The sequence below is a fragment of the Rathayibacter sp. AY1F8 genome, from assembly GCF_002932165.1.
In the GTDB taxonomy this organism is placed as follows: domain Bacteria; phylum Actinomycetota; class Actinomycetes; order Actinomycetales; family Microbacteriaceae; genus Rathayibacter.
The window spans coordinates 148778-164328 of sequence record NZ_PSVB01000001.1 but is presented as its reverse complement, the minus strand read 5'-3'; the positions used below and the strand labels follow the sequence as shown (position 1 = coordinate 164328).

The following is a 15551-nucleotide window of genomic DNA, read 5'->3' as shown; positions in this document are numbered from 1 at the left end:
GGCGGGGCGTCGTCGAGGCCCGCTCCCTCCGGAGCACGGGGACTCGACGCGCGACAGACGGCGGCTACTCGACCAGCATGGAGGACGGACCCCTGCTGATCGAGCAGCCCGCGGAGCGGGCGTCTCGAGATCCGCCCATCCCGATCGCGGGGTCTCGATGCGCCGCCGCGGCGACTACTCGACCGGCATGCGTCCGCTCATCGATCGGTGCAGGCGGCTCTCCGGGGCCGGTTCAGACCCAGGCGTCGGCGAACCAGGGGGTCGACACGGTGTCGAGGGCGACGAGGCCCTGGACGGCCGACCGGTGCAGGTAGTGGTTCTGCTGGTCGTAGAGCGGCAGGATCCAGTAGCCCTCGAGGACGATCCGCTGCGCCTGCTCGTACAGGTCGGCGCGGGCGTCCTCGTCGGTCGTGGCGCTCGCCTGCTCGAGCAGCGAGTCGAGCGCGGGGTCGGCGATCTGCGCGTGGTTGGCGAAGTAGCCGCTCGGCGCGGGAGTGATGCCCGAAGAGGAGTAGAGGATCCGCAGCACGTCGGGTCCGACCTTCGTGTACGGGGCGCTCACCAGCTCGTACTCGTTCGACGCGAGCGCGGTGTACCAGCTCGACAGGTCGAGCAGGCTGATCCGCACGTCGAAGCCGAGGGTCTTCGCCGAGGCCTGGATCTGCTCGAACAGCGACTGCTCGGCCGGGATCGACTGGTTGGTGCTGACGGGGAAGCGCAGCGTCAGCGGCGTGCCGTCCTTCTCGCGGATGCCGTCGCCGTCCGAGTCCACCCAGCCGGCCTTCTCGAGCAGGTCCTCGGCGGCGGCCGTCTCGGAGTCGGACCCGGCGTCCTCGAAGAGCGACGGGTCGGAGTACGCGGTCGCCTCGCGGCTGGACAGCGGGGAGTAGGAGCGCTCGGCGGTGCCGAAGAAGAGGGAGTCGATCGCGTCGTTCACGCCGACGCCGCGGACGAACGCCTCGCGGACGGACTCGTCGTCGAACGGCGCCTGCCCGGCGTTGAGCTCGAGGCGGTTGACCGAGCCGGGCCGGGGCGCGTCGAGCTCGACGAGGTCGGTGGCTCCGGTTGCGGCCTTCAGGGTGTCGGGCTGGGCGTTGTCGAGCACGTCGACCTCGCCCGACTGCAGCGCCGCGTAGCGGGTGGCGGAGTCGGGGATGAAGCGCCAGGTGATGCTCGCCAGGTGCGCGGGGCCCTCGTGGCCGTCCCCGGTCGGGCCGGTCGACGCGTCGTAGGCCTCGTTGCGGGTGAGGGTCACGTGGTCCTGCTTGACCCACTCCGAGACGGTGAAGGGGCCGGTGCCGACGGGCGCCTCGCAGTTGGCCTCCTCGCCGCGGGCGATGCCGGCGGGCGACTCGATCGCGGTCCACGGCTGCGCGAGCGACTCGAGCAGCGCGCTGTCCGGCGCGGTCAGGGTGAAGCGGGCGACGGTCGGCGAGACCGCGGTGACGGAGGCGACCTTCGCCACGGCGAGGTAGCCGGTGGAGGACTTGGTCGCCGGGTCCTGCAGGTGCGCGATGTTCGCGGCGACCGCCTCCGCGTCGAGGGCGGTGCCGTCGGTGAAGGTCGCGCCCTCGCGCAGGGTGAAGTCGTAGCTGAGCGCGTCGTCCGAGACGGTCCACGACTCGGCCAGCCACGGCGTGATGGTGCCGTCGGCGTCGCGCGAGACGAGCGACTCCAGCACCTGCGTCGCGAGGAGCGCCTGCGGGTAGTTGCCGCCGACGTGCGGGTCGAGGCAGGTGGGCTCGGCGTCGCCGGACGCGTAGGTCAGCGTCCCGCCGTCGACGGGGGTGCTGGAGGCGTCCGGCGTCTCGGCGGTGCAGCCGCTGAGCAGGAGCGCGGCGGCCGCGACGGCGGCGGGGAGGGCGAGGAGGCGGGAGCGCAGCGGCATGACGTCTTTCGTGGAGGGGTCGGGGGTGCACGCGTTTCTTGGACGCGACCCAGGAAACGCTAGCAGGGCGTGGAGGCGGCGGGCGGGGATCGCTCGGATCCGTGGAGGAGCGCCCGCATCCCGCGCTGGGGAGGGACGAACCGCGCTGTCAGAGGCCCCTGATGCGCCGGGCGGTCGAGAAGGGCCTCCGCTCTCCTACTGTCGACGCATGACCTCCGCCGTGCTCGCCCTCCTGTTCGGCTCCGCCGTCGCCCTCGTGGGCCTCGTGCCCTGGGCCGCCCTGCAGTACCGGCGGCGCGGCGTCCTCGGGATCGGCAACGCGGTGCTGGCCTTCGCCGCCGTGGTCTACGCGCTCGCCCTCGTCACCTACACGCTCCTCCCCCTGCCCGACGAGGCGACGGTCGCCGCCGCCTGCCGCACCGGATCGGGTCCGCAGCTGCGCCTGTTCGCCTTCGTCGGCGACATCGCGAAGGAGGGCGGGATCGACGGGCCCCGCGCGCTGCTGACGAACCCCGCGTCCGCGCAGGTGCTCCTGAACGTGGTCTTCTTCGTCCCCCTCGGGATGCTCGTCCGCCACCTCGCTCTGCGCGGGCGCCTCGTCGCCGGGCTGATCGGCGGCACCGTCGCCGGCTTCGCCGTCTCGCTCCTCATCGAGGTCACGCAGCTCACCGGCGACTGGTTCCTCTACCCGTGCGCCTACCGGCTCTTCGACGTCGACGACCTGCTGGCCAACACGGCCGGCGCCCTGCTCGGCACCCTCCTCTCCCCCGTCCTCCTCCTCTTCACCCACCGGGCCGAGGGCGCGGTGCCGGAGCTGGCCCGCCCGGTCACGATCCGCCGCCGCGCGTTCGGCATGTTCTGCGACGTTCTCGCGCTGAGCCTCATCACGGGCGCTCTCGTCTCGATCACCGGGGTCGGCCTCGTGCTCGCGGGGGTGGACACGCGCTCGAGCCCCGGGGACGTGGTTCTCGGCGCCCTGCCGTTCGTCGCTCCGCTGCTCCAGCTGGTGATCGTGCTGCGGTCCGGACGGACCCTCGGCGAGACGGTGGTGCGCCTGCGTCCCGAGCCGCGACCGCTCCTCTGGCAGCGGCTCGTGCGCTGGGCGGCGGGATCGGGCGGCTGGTCGACCCTGCTCGCCGTCGAGGGCGGGTTCTGGTCGCTGCTCGCCTTCGTCCTCGCGGCGGCCGCGATGATCGGCCTGGTCGCGACACGGGACCGCCGGGGGACGGCGAACGCGCTGGCTCGCCTCGACGTCGTGGACGAGCGGGCGGAGGCGCCGTCCGCCGTCCGGAAGACGGACTGAGAGGAGCCTGCCGGACGCCTGGGCCGGCCGGTGGTCAGACCGCCGCGCGGAGCCCCTCGACAAGGTCGTGCTGCGCCTCGCGGCCGGCCCGCGTGGGCACGAGCGGGTACACGTGGACCTGCCCGTCGGCCTCGTGGAGCTCGAACGGGACCGCGGCGGCCGCCGCCCGCTCGGCCAGCACGTGGGCGTCCGGATTGAGGACGTCCCGCGTGCCGGTGAAGACGGTGAGGGGGCCGAGGCCCGCCAGGTCGCCGAACAGCGGGCTGACCACGGGATCGAGCAGGTCGAGGGCGCCGCGCCAGCTCTCCGCGAGGACGCGACCGCCCGGGGTGCCGAGCCAGGGATCGGTCGGCTGCACCTCGGGGATCCGCGGGTTGCTCCAGGAGAGGTCGAGCGCGGGCGAGACGAGGGTCGTGCGCGGCAGGACCACCCCCTCGTCGCGCAGGGCGAGGGCCGTCGAGAGGGCGATCTGGCCGCCCGCCGAGTCGCCGGCGAGGCAGGTCGCCCCGTGCCGCTCAAGACTCCGCAGTGCCAGGGCGCGGACACCGTCACGCGCCTCGAGCGCCGTGCCGAAGGGCACGAGCGGGTAGATCGGGAGGGTCACCGCGACGGAGGCCTCGTCGGCGATGCGGGCGGCGAGCCACCAGTGCTGGGGCGCGATCTCGTTCACCCAGCCGCCGCCGTGGACGTAGACGACGCCGCCGCGGATCACCCGCGGGCGGATCGTGTAGACCGGCCAGGAGCCGACCTGCTCCACGTCGACGCGCACGCCGGGCCGGAGGCGGGGCGGCGGGCCGTAGGAGGCGGGACGGAGCGCGCGCTCCCGGATGCGGCGACGGGCTCCCTCCGCGCTGACGAAGGTGCGGTTCGCACGGGCGAGCCGGAGCGCGAGCGGGACGAGGGCATCGGGGACGACGAGCGGCATCGCCCGAGCATCGCGCACCCCGGTGCGCAGCGGCTGGGCGGCGACGGACTGCGCGGCTGCGAACTCTGCGGCGACGGCCTCGGCAGCCACCGACGCGGCAGCCACGGACTCCTCCGCTGATACGCGGAGGTCGGAGGACGCGGCGCGGGCTCCGCGGACGGAGCGTCGGCACCCGCGGACGCAGCGTCGGAGACCGCGGACGACGCCCGGGCACCCCGCGCACAGTACGACGGCCCGGCCCGTGGAGGGAGCCGGGCCGGGGCCGCCGGTCAGCGTGGTGCCTGCACGCCCGCGGAGGGCGGGTCGGCAGCGACCTCGCTGTCGCCGCGCGCTGCGGGTCAGCGTCGCGCGGCGGAGCGGCCGGCGAAGCGGGTGTAGACGAGCAGGACGATGATCGCTCCGATGACCGAGCCGATGATGCCGGCGGGCTGGAAGAAGCCGTCCATCGGGTCGTGCTGGAAGATCAGGAACCCGAGGAAGCCGCCGACGAACGAGCCGACGATGCCGAGCACGATGGTCATGCCGATGCTGATGCTCTGCTTCCCGGGGACGATGAGCCGGGCCAGCGCTCCTGCGATGAGTCCGACGACGATGAGGCTGATGATGAGACCGAGCATGGCGGTCGTCCTTCCGTTGTGCGGGCGGGGGCCCGCTGGTCGGTTCCGCGGTTGCGGGACCGGTGGCTACGCAACCACCCCGGAGGAGGCGGCGGTACACCCCTGGGGGTGTGCTCGCCCCGACGAGCCGTGCGGTAGCGTCCGACCATGACCCGCCGTGCGCCCCTCACCGTCGCGCTCGTCGACGACTACGACGTCGTCCTCACGGGCCTCGCGCACATGTTCGACCACTACCGCGATCGGGTGGTCGTCGCCGAGATCGACGCGAACGCCTCCCTCTCCGACCGGATCGACGTCGTCCTCTACGACTCGTTCGCCCAGCCGGAGTCGGACCACCACGAGATCGCGGAGCTGGTGCGCAACGAGCGGGCCGAGCACGTGGTCGTCTACACCTGGAACTTCGCGCCGACGCTCATCGCGGACGCCCTCGAGCAGGGCGTCCACGGCTACCTCTCCAAGACCCTGCCGGCGCGGGAGCTGGTGGCCGCGCTCGAGCGGGTGGCCGCGGGCGAGGTCGTCGTCAGCGATCCTCCGCGGCGGGCGAGCAGCGCACCGGGCCTCGACTGGCCGGGCCGCCACGAGGGCATCACCGACCGGGAGTCGGAGATCCTCGCGCTCATCACGCAGGGCAAGAGCAACGCCGACGTCGCCGCGCTCACCTACCTCAGCCCCAACACGGTGAAGTCCTACATCCGCAGCGTCTACGGCAAGATCGGCGCGACCAGCCGCACGCAGGCCGTCCTCTGGGGCGTCGACCACGGCTTCACCCCCGACCACCACCGCATCGACCACTGGCTCGGCGGCCCCTGACCCGCGCCCGCGGCACGCCACTCCGGTACGCGACCCGCTGACGGACGCGCACCCGGGAGGCGTCTCGCGGGAGGGGGCGGGGCCGCACGCACCGCTACGGTGTGGCCATGCCCCTCGACCGCGCGCCGACCATCCGCGACGTCGCGGTGCGGGCCGGAGTGTCGTACCAGACGGTCTCGCGGGTGCTCAACGACAGCCCCCAGCTGCGGCCGCGCACCCGGGAGCGCGTGCTCGCCGCGATCGAGGACCTCGGCTTCCGCCCCAGCGCCGCCGCCCGCGCCCTGGCGACGAGCCGCTCCGGCCTGATCGGGATCCTCGCCGCCGAGAGCCACAGCTTCTACGGCACCGCCACCGCGATGGCCGCGATCGAGCAGGCGGCGCGCGACGCGGGCTACCGGGTCCCGGTCGTGAACGCGGCGCCGGACGCGGAGTCGCTGGCCGACGGCCTCGCCCACCTGCAGCGGGAGTCGGTGGAGGCGATCGTGGTCCTCGCCCCGCAGGAGCGCGCGCTGGAGGCGATCGAGAGCCTCGCGATCGGCGTCCCCTCGGTGACGCTCGGCGCGACGGACCGCGGCGCCGACTCCCTGCTCCTCGTCGACCAGGCGGCCGGTGCGCGACTGGCCACCTGGCACCTCGTCGGCCTCGGCCACACCCGCATCGCGCACCTCGCCGGTCCGCAGCACTGGGTGGAGGCGCAGGCGCGGCTCGAGGGCTTCGGCGCCGGGATGAGCGCGGCCGGCCTCGACCCCGTCGCCGTCGTGGAGGGCGACTGGAGCGCCGAGTCCGGCTACCGCGCCGGCCTCCGCCTCCTCGGAGCCGCGCTTCTGCCGACCGCGGTGTTCGCCGGCAACGACCAGATGGCCCTCGGACTCCTGCACGCCTGCACCGAGCGGGGACTGCGCGTGCCCGAGGACCTCAGCGTCGTCGGCTTCGACGACGTGCCCGAGGCGGCGCACTACCAGCCGCCGCTGACCACCATCCGCCAGGACTTCGCGGAGGTCGGCCGCCGCACGATCGGCGTCGTGCTCGCGGAGCTGCGCGGCGAGGAGCCCGCCGTCGACCGCCCGGTGCCGCCAGTGCTGGTGGAGCGGGCGTCGACGGCTCAGGCCTGAGAAGCACCGGCCCCCGCCTCACCCCGCGTGCGGCAGCAGCACCTCCACGCGCCCCTCGCGCACCCGCGTCTCGAACCGCGGCTGCGGCGAGGTGGCCGGCCCCCGCAGCACCTCGCCGGTCTCGAGCGAGAAGGCGCTGCCGTGCCACGGGCAGGCGACGCACGCCTCCCCCGAGCCGTCCGCCGAGACCTCGCCCTCGTCGAGCGGGCCCGAGAGGTGGCTGCAGACGTTCGAGAGCACGTCGATCCGCTCGCCCCGCCGGAAGGCGAGCAGGGGGAGGCCCGCGACCTCCCTCCTCACCGGCGTGCGCTCCGGCAGGTCCGCCAGGGCGCCGAGCTCCTGCCAGCCGGAGGGGAAGCGGTGCGGCACGTCCTCCGCGTGGTTCGCCCCCGCCGCCTGGCGGTAGCTGAGGTGGCCGCCCAGGTAGCCGCCGCCTGACACGACGGCGAGCCCGAGCATCCCGAGCACCTTCCCGCTCGTGGTGCGCCCGCGGCGGCGCTGCACCCACGACGCGGCGTAGAGGCCCGTCGCGACCACGTTGGCCGCCGAGTGCACCAGCCCGACGCGGGTCTGCTGCTCGTGCAGCTCCGACCAGTCGGTGAAGCCGGAAGCGGCGGTCGGCAGGACGCTGATCACGCCGACGCCGACGAGGGTCCTCGCCGCGCGCTGGTTCCCCGGCAGCAGGTCGAGCACCGCCGCCGACACCCAGGCGCCGGTGGGCACGAGGACGAGCAGCGGATGGACGGGGTGGCCGACCGGGACCCCGTGCAGCACGTCCCGCACCGGCTGCGGCCGGACCACCGCGTTCACGGCCCGCTTCACCCGGCCGACGAGCGGATCGAGGGCGGCGGCGTTCTCGAGGCGGGTGACGAGTCTGACGAGTCTGATCTCACGCATGCCTCATGCGACCAAGCGGGCGGCCCCGGCGGAAGGGGCTTGCGGCGGAGGAGGAGCAGTCGGACCCCGTCGGGCGGCCCCTCGCTTGCCGACCCCGAGCCGTTTCGCCTACGCTGACCCGGGGCTTTGTGAACGGTCACATCGCCCGAGCGAGGAGCATGATGGACCAGCGCAGGCCCACCCCCGCCGACGTGATCACGAGCGGCGCCACCGCCCTCGGCATCGAGCTCGGCTCCACCCGGATCAAGGCGTGCCTGGTCGACGCGGCCGACCCGTCCGTGGTCCTCGCCGTCGGCAGCCACGAGTGGGAGAACCAGTTCGTCGACCGCCGCTGGACCTACTCCCTCGACGCCGTCCACGCGGGCCTCCAGGCCGCCTACGCGGACCTCGTCGCCGACGCCTCGTCGCGCCACGGCGTGCAGCTCTCCTCCGTCGGGGCGCTCGGCGTCTCGGCGATGATGCACGGCTACCTCCCCTTCGATGCGGACGGCGGGCTGCTCGTCCCCTTCCGCACCTGGCGCAACACCAGCACCGGGCCCGCGTCGGCCGAGCTCACCGAGCTGTTCGGCGCCAACATCCCCCTGCGCTGGTCGCTCGCGCACCTGCACCAGGCGGTCCTCGACTCCGAGCCGCACGTCGAGCGGATCGACTTCCTCACCACCCTCGCCGGCTACGTGCACTGGCGCCTCACCGGCGAGAAGGTCCTCGGAGTCGGCGACGCCTCCGGCATGGTCCCGACCGACCCGGCGACCCGCGACTACGACCAGCGCGTCGTCGACCTCTACGACGCGCGCGCGGCCGGCGCCGTGAAGCCGCTGCGCGAGCTGCTGCCCGCCGTGCTCCCCGCGGGCGCCGACGCCGGCTCGCTCACCGCCGAGGGCGCGCTCCTGCTCGACCCCACCGGCTCCCTCCGGCCCGGCGCCCCGGCCTGCCCGCCCGAGGGCGACGCCGGCACCGGCATGGTGGCGACCAACTCCGTCGCCCCGCGCACCGGCAACGTCAGCGCCGGCACCAGCATCTTCGCCATGGTCGTCCTCGAGGGCCCCTTGGAGAGCGTCCACCACGAGCTCGACCTCGTCGCGACCCCCGCCGGCGACCTCGTCGCGATGGTCCACTGCAACAACGGAGCCAGCGAGCTCGCCGGCTGGGTCGGCCTGTTCTCGCGGTTCGCCGCCGCATCCGGCGGACCCTCGGACAGCGACGCCGTCTACGGCACCCTCTTCGCCGAGGCGCTCGAGGGCGAGGCGGACGCGGGCGGACTGCTCGCCTACAACCACCTCGCGGGCGAGCCGATCGCCGGCCTGGTCGAGGGCCGCCCGCTCGTCGTTCGCACCCCCGACTCGCGCCTCACGCTCGCCAACTTCATGCGCGCGCAGCTCTACGGCGTGTTCGGCACCCTGGCGCTGGGCATGCGCGTCCTCGCAGGCGAGGGCGTGCGGATCGACGAGATGTTCGCGCACGGAGGCATGTTCCGCACCGCCGGGGTCGCCCAGCGCTTCCTCGCCGGCGCGCTCGACGCCCCCGTCTCGGTCGCCGCGACCGCCTCCGAGGGCGGCCCGTGGGGCATGGCGGTGCTCGCCGCCTACCGCCTGCAGAGCGGAGTCGCGCTCGACGCGTACCTCACCGATCAGGTCTTCGGCGACTCCGGCTTCGAGACCGTCGCCCCCGACGCGGACGACGTCGCCGGCTTCTCCGCCTACCTCGAGCGCTACCGCGCCGGCCTCGCCGTCGAGCAGACCGCCGTCGAGACCCTCACCGACCCGCAGAACCAGGGAGCCACCGCATGACCACCCAGACCCCCGCCGTCGAGGAGGCGATCGCCCGCGTCCGCGAGGACGTCGCGCGGCTGCACTCCGAGCTCGTCCGCTACGGCCTCGTCATCTGGACCGGCGGCAACATCTCGGGCCGCGTGCCCGGCGCCGACCTCTTCGTGATCAAGCCCAGCGGCGTCTCCTACGACGACCTCGCGCCCGAGAACATGATCCTCTGCGACCTCGACGGGAACGTCGTCCCCGGCACCCCCGGCAGCGACCGCAGCCCCTCCAGCGACACCGCGGCGCACGCCTACGTGTACCGCGAGATGCCCGAGGTCGGCGGAGTCGTGCACACGCACTCCACCTACGCGACCGCATGGGCGGCCCGCGCCGAGTCGATCCCCTGCGTCATCACCGCGATGGCCGACGAGTTCGGCGGGGAGATCCCCATCGGCCCGTTCGCGATCATCGGCGACGACTCCATCGGCCGCGGCATCGTCGCGACCCTCAGCGGGCACCGCTCGCGCGCGGTCCTGATGCAGAACCACGGCGTCTTCACCATCGGCAAGGACGCGAAGGACGCCGTCAAGGCGGCCGTCATGGCCGAGGACGTCGCCCGCACCGTGCACCTCGCGCGCCAGGGCGGCGAGCTCGTCCCCATCCCGCAGGAGTCGATCGACGCCCTGTTCGACCGCTACCAGAACGTCTACGGACAGAACCCCACCGGAGCCATCGCATGAGCGTGTACCAGAGCATCATCCCCGACCTCGCCACCCGCACCGTCTGGTTCCTGACCGGCAGCCAGGACCTCTACGGCGAGGACACCCTCCGCCAGGTCGCCGAGCAGTCGCAGGCCGTCGTCGCGCAGCTCAACGAGGCGAGCGCGATCCCCGTGACCGTCGAGTGGAAGCCGGTGCTGAAGAGCTCCGACGCCATCCGCCGCACCATGATCGAGGCGAACTCCGACGACTCCGTCGTGGGCGTCATCACCTGGATGCACACCTTCAGCCCCTCGAAGATCTGGATCCACGGCTTCGACGCGCTCGCCAAGCCGCTGCTGCACTTCCACACCCAGGCGAACGTCGCCCTGCCGTGGCAGGACATCGACTTCGACTTCATGAACCTCAACCAGGCCGCGCACGGCGACCGCGAGCACGGCTACATCCTCAGCCGGATGAGCGTGCCTCGGAAGACGGTCGTCGGCCACGCGAGCGACGCCCGCGTCACCGAGGCCATCGGCACCTGGTCGCGCGCGGCCGCCGGCTGGTCCGCCTCGCAGAGCATGAAGGTCGCCCGCTTCGGCGACAACATGCGCAACGTCGCCGTCACCGAGGGCGACAAGACCGAGGCCGAGATCCGCCTCGGCGTCAGCGTCAACACCTGGGGAGTGAACGAGCTCGTCGAGCGCGTCGACGCCGCCACCTCCGAGCAGATCGACGCCCTCGTCGCGGAGTACGTCGAGAGCTACGACGTGGTCCCCGAGCTGCTCCCCGGCGGCGAGCGCCACGAGTCGCTCCGCTACGGCGCCGCGGTCGAGATCGGCCTGCGCTCGTTCCTGGAGGAGGGCGGCTTCGAGGCGTTCACCGACAGCTTCGAGGACCTCGGCGGGCTCCGCCAGCTCCCCGGACTCGCCGTGCAGCGCCTCATGGCCGACGGCTACGGCTTCGGCGGCGAGGGCGACTGGAAGACGGCCGTCCTCATCCGCATCGCCGCAGTCATGGGCGCCGGCCTCCCCGGCGGCACCAGCCTGATGGAGGACTACACCTACGACATGACGCCCGGCGAGGAGCTCATCCTCGGCGCGCACATGCTCGAGGTGTCGCCGTCCCTGTCGTCGAAGCGCGCCTCGCTCGAGATCCACCCGCTGGGCATCGGCGGCCGCGAGGACCCGGTGCGCCTGGTCTTCACCGCCGACGCCGGCCCCGCCGTGGTGGTCGCCCTGAGCGACGTCCGCGAGCGCTTCCGCCTGGTCGCGAACAAGGTCCAGAACGTCGAGCCGCCGCAGACGCTGCCGCACCTGCCGGTCGGCCGCGCCGTCTGGCAGCCGGCCCCCGACTTCGGCACCAGCGCCGCCGCCTGGATCACCGCCGGTGCCGCGCACCACACGGTGATGACGACGCAGATCGGCCTGGAGGCGTGGGAGGACTTCGCCCGCATCGCCGGCGTCGAGCTCCTGGTGATCGACGAGTCGACCACCCTCCGCGGCTTCGAGTCCGACATCCGCTCGAACGCGGCGTACTACCGCCTCTCCCAGGGCCTGTAGATCCTGCGAGGCCGGACGGCCGGCTCCCTGCGGGGGGTCGGCCGTCCGTCGTTCCCGGCACGCCGCCGGGTCGGGGCGGGGGCCCGCCGCCGAGACCGGCCTGGATCGCGTCAGCGATCGAGGGCGGATCGCCCTCTCCGGCCCGTTCGGCGCCCGCTGCAGCGTCCCGGCCCCGGTTGCGGACGCGCTCGCAGCACGACGGAGGCCGGGAGGCCCGGACGGCCCTCGCGGGCAGTCGGTCCTTCCGGCCTCCGGGATGCAGGCGGTCGCCCGCGCGGTCAGTCGCGCGAGGTCGAGAACGCCGCGTCGAAGGCGTCGGCCGGCGGCGTGATCGCGTTGAGCTTCCGCACGAAGGCCAGGGCCTCGGGGGCGCCGTCGAGGCGGTCCATGCCGGCGTCCTCCCACTCGACGCTGGTCGGGCCGGTGTAGCCGATCGCGTTGAGCGCGCGGAACACCGGCTCCCACGGGACGGCGCCGTGCCCGGTCGAGACGAAGGTCCACCCGCGGCGCGGGTTCGCCCACGGCAGGTGCGAGCCGAGGACGCCGTTGCGGCCGTCGAGGTTGGTGACCGACTCCTTCACGTGCACGTGGAAGATGTGGTCGGCGAAGTCGAGCACGAACGCGACGCTGTCGAGCTGCTGCCAGACGAAGTGCGACGGGTCGAAGTTGAAGCCGAACGAGGCGCGGTGGCCGATCGCCTCGAGGGTGCGCTTGGCGGTCCAGTAGTCGTAGGCGATCTCGCTCGGGTGCACCTCGAGCGCGTAGCGGACGCCGACCTCCTCGAAGACGTCGAGGATCGGGTTCCAGCGGTCGGCGAAGTCCTGGTAGCCGGCGGCGATCCACTCGTCGGAGGCGGGCGGGAACATGGCCACGCCCTTCCAGATCGACGAGCCGGAGAAGCCGTTGACCTGCGTCACGCCGAGCGCGGCGGCGAAGCGGGCGGTGTCCTTGAGGTCCTGGGCGGCGCGCTGCCGGACGCCCTCGGGGTCGCCGTCGCCCCAGACGCGGTCGCTGAGGATGTCGCGGTGGCGCTCGTCGATCGGGTCGTCGCAGACCGCCTGGCCGGTGAGGTGGTTCGAGATCGCGAAGACCTGGAGGCCGTTGCGCTCGAGGATGTCCTTCCGGCTCTGCACGTACTCCGCGTCGTCCCAGCGCGCCACGTCGATGTGGTCGCCCCAGCAGGCGATCTCGAGGCCGTCGTAGCCCCACTCCCCCGCGAGGCGCGCCACCTCCTCGAAGGGGAGGTCCGCCCACTGGCCGGTGAAGAGGGTGATCGGTCGCGTCATCGCGGATTCCTAACTCTCGACTCCCGCGCGCCGTCGCACCGGGAGAGGTAATTTGAGGGTTCACGCAACATATCAGGCACTCCCGCGAGCCCGAAAGGAACCGATCATCGCCCCGATCGCCGGCGCACTGTCGCGCACGCCCACCCTCGTCACCGCCACTGCGGCCCCGACCTGGGAGGAGGGCCTGATCGTCGGCAGCGGCCGCGTCGGCGCCGTGGTGCACGGCCCGGCCGACGCGCTCACCGTCTCGCTGGCGCACGAGCGCTACTTCCTCCCCGTCAATGCGCGGCCCGCCGCCCCGGACCTCGCCCCGGTGCGGGACGAGCTGCGGAGTGCCCTGCTGGCCGGGGACGCCGACGCGGCGAGCGACCTGCTCGAGCGCGGGGCGCGGGCGAGCGGCTACGACGGCGGCCTGATCTGGACCGATCCGCTCGGGCTGTGCGCGACGCTGTCGATCCGCACGGCCGGCGGGGTCGCGTCGAGCCGGCGCCTGCTCGACCCGCTGCTGGGCGAGGTCGCGGTCGAGTGGACCGACCTCGACGGCGGGCGGCACGCGGTGCGACTGATCGCTCCGCACGGGGGCGAGAGCGTCCGGCTGCGGGTGGAGTCGGAGCGCGACGGCGAGAGCACGGTCGAGCTCGGGCTGGGCGCCGGGGACGCGACCTCGTTCGACACGGGCGCGCCGGACGCGTCGGCCGTGGTCGAGGCGACGGTCGAGGGCGGAGCGGTCGGACGACTGCTGGCCGTCGCCGGGACCGGAAGTGCCGAGACCGGGGGCGAGCGGATCCGCGCGACGGTCACCGCGGCGACCGGGGCGCCGTGGGACGTGGAGGGCGTCGTGACCCGCTCGACGGTGCCGGTCGCGGCCGGGGCGGGCGCGCTCCTCCGCGTCGATCTGTCGCTGGCGGGCGGCGAGCCGACGGGCCGGGAGCGTGCGGGCGGCGAGCCGACGAGCGGCGACACCTCGTGGGAGGAGCTGCGCGAGGCCCAGCGCCACGGGCACGGCCGGCTGGTCGGCGCCTCCTCCCTCGATCTCGCCGGAGCCTCCTCCGCGGTGCTCACCGAGGACCTCTGGGAGGAGGCCCGCGCCGGCGACGAGGGCGCGCGCCGCCGCGTCGTCGAGCTCGCGTACCTCAGCGGCCGCGCGAACATCGTCGCGTCGACCGGCGAGCTGCCGCCGACGCTGCAGGGCGTCTGGCAGGGCACCTGGCGGCCGGCCTGGTCGGCCGACTACACGCTGAACGGCAACGTGCAGAACGGCGCGATGGCGGGGATGATCCCGACCGGCACGCCCGAGCTGGCGCTGTCGATCCTGGAGCTGGTGCTGCCGCACCTCGACGACTACCGCGACAACGCGCGCCTCGTCTACGGGTCCGAGGGGATGCTCCTGCCGTCGCGGATGTCGACCCACGGCCGCGCCGACCACTTCGCGGCGAGCTACCCGCACCTCTTCTGGACGGGCTGCGGCGGCTGGGTGCTGCGCCTCGCCGCCGACGCCGTCGCGGCCACGGGAGACCGCGGCATCGTCGACGACCGGCTGTGGGAGCTGGCCGAGGGCGTGCTGCGCTTCGCCGAGACCGGGACGACCGTGGTCGACGGGGTGCGCCGGATCGTCCCCTCCTACTCCCCCGAGAACACACCGGGTGGTGCGCGCTCGCCGATAGCGGTCGATGCGACGATCGACGTCGCCGTGCTGCGGGACGCCGCGCGGGCGACGGCGCTGCTCGGCCGGGCCCGCGGCGACGACTCGCTCGACGAGCGCTGGGCGCGGGTGGTGGCGGAGCTGCCGGAGTACCGGGTCGCCGAGGACGGCACGCTGGCGGAGTGGATCGACCCGCGGTTCGCGGAGGAGATCGCGCACCGGCACGCGTCGCAGCTGTACCCGCTCTGGTACGCGGGCGACGCGGCCTTCGAGGGCCCCGGCGCCTCCGCGGTGCGGCTGCGGGCCGCCGCGGCGGCGACGGTGGCGGCGAAGATCGCGTGGCGGGCCGAGGCGCCGACCGCTCCTCCCGGGCGGATGGAGATGGCGTTCGGGCTGGTGCAGGTGGGCGTCGCGGCGGCGGCGCTGGGTGACGCGGAGGCGGCGCTGACCTGCGCGGAGTGGCTCGCGGTCGAGCACTGGTCACCGACGCTGACGACCCGGCACGACGCGGGGAGGATCTTCAACCTCGACGCCAGCGGCGGACTGCCGGGGCTCGTGGCGGCGATGCTGCTGGGATCGGATGACGAGACGCTGACGGTGCTGCCGGCACTGCCGTCCGCGTGGGCGCGGGGTGCCGTGACGGGGCTGCGCGCGCGCGGCGGGGTGGTCGTGGACCGGCTGGAGTGGTCGCCGGGACGGGCGTCGCTGTGGGTGCGGCGGGTGCCGAGCGCGGAGTGGCTGGCACCGGCGGGCGGGACACGGGTGCGCACGCTGCGCGACGCGGTGCTGCGGGTCGACGGGCGCGAGGTGTCGGGCGGGCTGGAGCTCGGTGCGGAGGCGGTGCGCGTGGACGTGGAGTGGCGCGACTGAGGGTGCGGGGGCGACCTCCGGCGCGGAACGCGCCTGGGCACGCTGAACCGGGCGGATCCGGCGAGCCGGACCCGACTCCGCGAGCCGGAAGTTCCGCCGGGAAGACTCCTGGCACGCGGGATGTGCCTCGGCACGCGGAAACCGACGGATCCTGCGAGCCGGACGTGGAACCCCGGGTCGGAGG

General features: G+C 74.0%; 12 protein-coding genes. 7 read left to right on the top strand and 5 right to left on the bottom strand.

What is annotated here, in order from left to right; translation table 11 throughout:
- Positions 1-232: 232 nt before the first annotated feature.
- Positions 233-1888 carry an ABC transporter substrate-binding protein gene (locus tag C5C35_RS00775; protein WP_104262315.1) on the bottom strand — a complete coding sequence of 552 codons (1656 nt, stop codon included), beginning with the start codon at positions 1886-1888 and terminating at the stop codon, positions 233-235.
- Positions 1889-2096: 208 nt separating this feature from the next.
- Between C5C35_RS00775 and C5C35_RS00770 the strand changes: the two genes are divergently transcribed.
- Entirely contained in the window at positions 2097-3191 is a 1095-nt protein-coding gene (locus C5C35_RS00770) for a VanZ family protein (RefSeq protein WP_181134937.1), read from the top strand.
- Between the two features lie 34 nt (positions 3192-3225).
- On the opposite strand, the gene C5C35_RS00765 is transcribed toward C5C35_RS00770, so the two are convergent.
- Entirely contained in the window at positions 3226-4221 is a 996-nt protein-coding gene (locus C5C35_RS00765) for an alpha/beta hydrolase (protein ID WP_258068936.1), read from the bottom strand.
- 233 nt (positions 4222-4454) lie between these two features.
- On the bottom strand, positions 4455-4733 hold the full coding sequence (locus C5C35_RS00760) for a GlsB/YeaQ/YmgE family stress response membrane protein (RefSeq protein WP_104262313.1): 279 nt from the start codon (positions 4731-4733) through the stop codon (positions 4455-4457).
- A 147-nt stretch (positions 4734-4880) separates the two neighbouring features.
- On the opposite strand from C5C35_RS00760, the gene C5C35_RS00755 reads away from it, so the two are divergent.
- Complete coding sequence (locus tag C5C35_RS00755) at positions 4881-5543, top strand: response regulator transcription factor (protein ID WP_104262312.1); 663 nt, start codon at positions 4881-4883, stop codon at positions 5541-5543.
- A gap of 107 nt (positions 5544-5650) precedes the next feature.
- Positions 5651-6655 (top strand): LacI family DNA-binding transcriptional regulator, encoded by a 1005-nt coding sequence (locus C5C35_RS00750; RefSeq protein ID WP_104262311.1) that lies wholly within the window; start codon positions 5651-5653, stop codon positions 6653-6655.
- Positions 6656-6673: 18 nt separating this feature from the next.
- On the opposite strand, the gene C5C35_RS00745 is transcribed toward C5C35_RS00750, so the two are convergent.
- Positions 6674-7552, bottom strand: a complete 879-nt coding sequence (locus tag C5C35_RS00745; RefSeq protein ID WP_104226053.1) for a Rieske 2Fe-2S domain-containing protein — start codon at positions 7550-7552, stop codon at positions 6674-6676.
- Positions 7553-7713: 161 nt separating this feature from the next.
- Here C5C35_RS00745 and C5C35_RS00740 point away from each other — a divergent pair, with 161 nt between their 5' ends.
- Genes C5C35_RS00740 through araA form a run of 3 tightly spaced genes read left to right on the top strand, consistent with a single transcriptional unit; the run spans position 7714 to position 11569 of the window.
- The gene (locus C5C35_RS00740) at positions 7714-9339 is read left to right on the top strand and encodes a xylulokinase (RefSeq protein WP_104233642.1); all 1626 of its coding nucleotides are present in this window, start codon (positions 7714-7716) and stop codon (positions 9337-9339) included.
- On the top strand, positions 9336-10046 hold the full coding sequence (locus C5C35_RS00735; RefSeq protein WP_104224687.1) for an L-ribulose-5-phosphate 4-epimerase: 711 nt from the start codon (positions 9336-9338) through the stop codon (positions 10044-10046). Before C5C35_RS00740 ends, C5C35_RS00735 begins: the two co-directional genes overlap by 4 nt.
- Entirely contained in the window at positions 10043-11569 is a 1527-nt protein-coding gene (gene araA, locus C5C35_RS00730; RefSeq protein ID WP_104262310.1) for an L-arabinose isomerase, read from the top strand. Before C5C35_RS00735 ends, araA begins: the two co-directional genes overlap by 4 nt.
- A 278-nt stretch (positions 11570-11847) precedes the next feature.
- On the opposite strand, the gene C5C35_RS00725 is transcribed toward araA, so the two are convergent.
- A complete protein-coding gene (locus tag C5C35_RS00725; protein ID WP_104226056.1) occupies positions 11848-12855 on the bottom strand; it encodes a sugar phosphate isomerase/epimerase in 1008 nt (335 codons plus the stop codon).
- A 52-nt stretch (positions 12856-12907) separates the two neighbouring features.
- Between C5C35_RS00725 and C5C35_RS00720 the strand changes: the two genes are divergently transcribed.
- Positions 12908-15367, top strand: coding sequence for a glycoside hydrolase family 95-like protein (locus tag C5C35_RS00720; protein ID WP_104262309.1), 2460 nt, complete (start codon positions 12908-12910; stop codon positions 15365-15367).
- Positions 15368-15551 lie beyond the last annotated feature (184 nt).